Genomic DNA, 3070 nt, shown 5'->3' with positions numbered 1-3070 from the left:
AATGTGTTTTCTTTATATTCAACAGTTCTATTATTCAAATAAATCAATTTCTGTTTTACAGAATCACGTTCAATTTTTACAGAATCAAAATCATTCTTTAATTCACGATAATCATATTTCTGATAAATATTTAAAGAACCAAAAAGAACAGTTAAAATGATAGGTATTATTTTATATAAATGAATTTTTTTCGGTTTAGATTTTTTCGTGAATTTAATAAGTTCGAAATTGGATATTTTCAATTCCTTTCCTTTTTCGGTTAAAGAAAACCAACCATTGTTATTATATTTTTCAAACAAGTCTTTATTCATTCCGAATAATTTTGTTTCACTCACAATATTATGGAAGTTTTCTACTTCATCTTTATTCTTTTCATTAGGTATTATTTCCTTGAAAAAAATATTGTTGATTGAAAACATATTAAAGTCAGTTATTTTCTCAAATAATAAATCAATTTTTTCAATTATTTCTTTTTCAGTCATTCCTTTTGAGTGTGATTGATAATTGTTGCCAACGGTTTCGGCTAAGAAACGTAGGGCTTTCGAAGCGATTAGCTGTCCACCGAAACCGAAGTTTGCTAAATGAACGAACCTTTGATTAAGCACTAAACCGCAATTATTTTTATAAGGTGTTGTGCCCAGTTGTGTGTCCTGTGTTGCTTCGGGATTTAATTTAGTAATAAAATTAGAAGCAACAAAACTGTAATTGAGATGAGAGGGTAGTTTTATGAGAACTATGGTCTCTCGACTGGAGTGTATAGGTAAATCAGTCAAACCGCCTTATGGGGCTTACCTTTCATGGGTTGGTCTTGAGCGATAAGGTTAAAGGTACTACCGCTGTTGTATTGTGAGTAGAAAGCTATGGTGGGAGTAAAGAAGTTGAACGAGAAGCGAGTAAACCCTTGAAGAAGTGTCGTAAACAACTTTAGTATTTTCAAAATTGAGGGATGGGCGGTCTTGCAAGACAGAACTTGACGGAAACCTATTTTACTGGTCAAGTGGCAATCGGCATAAAGAGGGCAGGAGTTTTACTTACGGCTCAATTACGGAACAGGAGAAGCTAATTAATAGTGCAAAAATACCACAACCCCGAAGGGCAAGGTAGAAAGTAGCAATAAAATTAATTTGTGGCGGATTAGTCCTTAGTAGCATTGATATTTCTGTAATGGAAAAGGAGCGAAGGGACTGACTTAACGGTTTTAAATTGTATTACAACTAAATTAGATTTAGGATGATTTTCAAGGCTCTTTTAAATAAAATCACTTCTCTTCAGCAATTGTTAAAGCCATATCACAATTAAAAAGGCTTTCTCTTATTCTCATGTTTTCAATTTCTAATGAATCTATTTTTAAAGAATAAGATTCTATAAGATTACTTTTACTTTTCAGAATAGAATATTCTGATTGACTAATCTTTATAACATCAGGATCATTACTACAAGATGTTAAGCTTAATAGGATAATTAATGTGTATATATTTTTCATAACAAAATGAATAATAAGTTTAAGAATATGGATTGTTTATCTATTTAATAGAGTTTTTACTCTTATAAATATACTTTACATTTTGTTTAGACTATACAAACATCTTAGATTTAGTGAAATATTCTTTAAGGCTATTGTTACAAGCATAGACAAATGTTCCTCTTATTCCACGATACATAATAGTTTTATATATATTAATAATATATTCCCTTAGTAAATCGTCATTGTAAACACCCGCTTTTCCATTTCTATCATGATAGTTCTCGCGAATAATTTCAATTTGTTTGCTTTCCTTATTATAAGTAATTTCTTCACCAAATATTATTCCAGCATAATTTAAGTCATAACCTTGTGTTGTATGAATGCACCCAACTTCTTTGGAAGGGTCTGCGTTATTTATCCAATCTATCTGTTTATTATTCCACTGTAGTTGAATATTATTAATATTAATATCAAATTTAGTTTTGTCATTCTTTGAAACCCATTGCCAAGAATAACCTGAAATCATTCTGCAAAGTCCAAATTTCTCTTCTTTTTTTAAAATTTCATTGTAAAAATTATCAAAATCATCAAAAAATCTTAACTCATAATTACTTGGTATTTTTATATTTTCCAAAGGTTTACAATTAAGTAAATGATCGACAAAGGATATATAATCTGAACCACCTATAACTCGCATTTGTGATGTAAGTTTAATAGAATTATTTACTTTTTGTTTTAGCTTATCAAATTTCTCTTTTGGTATATCTGATGGTTTTACAGATTGTGCTTGATCATAAAAAAATATCTGTTTCTTACTATTCATTAGCACCCAATCAAGTTGAGTACCTTTTTTATCTAGACCTAACTTTCTATTTGTGGCATCGAAAGACCCATAGTTTGGAATATTTTTCCGTTGTGCTAAACGATGAGCTTCATCAACTATCAAAATATCGTATTTCTCTTTTATAACATCAGAAGGTCCAATGACCATTGAAGTTTTTAAACCACCAATAGATTTGAATACATTTTTTAAACTTTTTCGCAGAGAAGTCATTGGTACGACAAGTGCAATTTTAGCATCCTTGTATTCATCTTTAAAAATTTTAAGCAAATTGTATTCTTCTATTTTAAAACCTTCAAAATCTTCAATTTCATCTTTGCTTGGTAGTTGGGATAGCAAAAGCTTCATTAAATATGTTGCTAAAATTGTTTTACCAGTCCCTGCACTTCCTTCTATAAATAAGCTTCCTTCTTTTTGCTCGTTTAAATGTTTAATAATGCTAATTATTGAATGGTGCTGATCCGTTGTTAATGCTTTGTATGGTGAATACTTAAAAAGATTGGAATTTTCAATCTCTTCTAAGTTTTTTGAAACAATTTTTTCGTTTTTTAAACGATCCCAAATCTTAATAAAAATATTACGATAAAACTCCCTGTCATAATAATTGTGATGTGATAAACCTCCATTACCATTTTGCAAAGTGTAAGTGCTTTCTGCTGACAAATACTGTATAAGTTGTGATTCTATATCTAGTGTTGCAGATTTATTAAATTTACTGCTTCCTATTATTGTAATTGCATCTAATACAGCTCTTTCATCATTTG

2 protein-coding genes are annotated in these 3070 nt (G+C 29.6%); both read right to left on the bottom strand.

The annotated features are described in order from the left end of the window. Positions 1 to 773: hypothetical protein (locus CXF67_RS09040; protein WP_145990430.1), on the bottom strand; the 773-nt coding region annotated here is incomplete at its 3' end. Positions 774 to 1574: 801 nt separating this feature from the next. Beyond that, the coding region (locus CXF67_RS09030; protein WP_102088461.1) for a DNA/RNA helicase domain-containing protein at positions 1575 to 3070 on the bottom strand (1496 nt) is incomplete at its 5' end.

It is taken from the genome of Psychroflexus sp. MES1-P1E (assembly GCF_002836055.1).
Lineage (GTDB): Bacteria > Bacteroidota > Bacteroidia > Flavobacteriales > Flavobacteriaceae > Psychroflexus.
The sequence above is the reverse complement of the archived record's forward strand: the minus strand, read 5'-3'. Positions and strand labels throughout refer to the sequence as shown.